Annotated in this window: 1 rRNA gene; it reads right to left on the bottom strand. The window is 49.9% G+C overall.

What is annotated here, in order from left to right:
- Positions 1–337: ribosomal RNA gene (locus QN399_RS26140) — 16S ribosomal RNA — on the bottom strand; the annotation flags it as partial.
- Between the last annotated feature and the right edge of the window lie 322 nt (positions 338–659).

Raw genomic sequence — 659 nt, forward strand, 5'->3', positions numbered from 1 at the left:
GAGTCTGGACCGTGTCTCAGTTCCAGTGTGACTGATCATCCTCTCAGACCAGTTACGGATCGTAGCCTTGGTGAGCCATTACCTCACCAACTAGCTAATCCGACCTAGGCTCATCTGATAGCGCAAGGCCCGAAGGTCCCCTGCTTTCTCCCGTAGGACGTATGCGGTATTAGCGTCCGTTTCCGAACGTTATCCCCCACTACCAGGCAGATTCCTAGGTATTACTCACCCGTCCGCCGCTCGCCACCAGGTACAAGTACCCGTGCTGCCGCTCGACTTGCATGTGTTAGGCCTGCCGCCAGCGTTCAATCTGAGCCATGATCAAACTCTTCAGTTCAAACATCTTTGGGTTTTGACAAAACCCTAAACTTAGCTCAGCAATCGTTGGTTACATCTTTGATTTCTCGCGGAGTAACTTGTGATGCTGATAATCAGTTGACTTCAGTCTTACAACACAAGCACCCACACGAATTGCTTGATTCAGTTGTTAAAGAGCGGGTGGTTGAGATCTTTCGTCTCATCCGAGGCGCGCATTCTACAGCAGCCCCTGTTGCTGTCAAGCGGTTATTTTAACAAGTTTCAAAGTTTCCTTTGCAACTTCAACCACTTGCGCTTCGATCAACTTCACGTCTCTCGTTAGCGGGAGGCGAATTCTACAG

The sequence above is a fragment of the Pseudomonas sp. 10C3 genome (assembly GCF_036346185.1).
In the GTDB taxonomy this organism is placed as follows: Bacteria; Pseudomonadota; Gammaproteobacteria; order Pseudomonadales; family Pseudomonadaceae; genus Aquipseudomonas.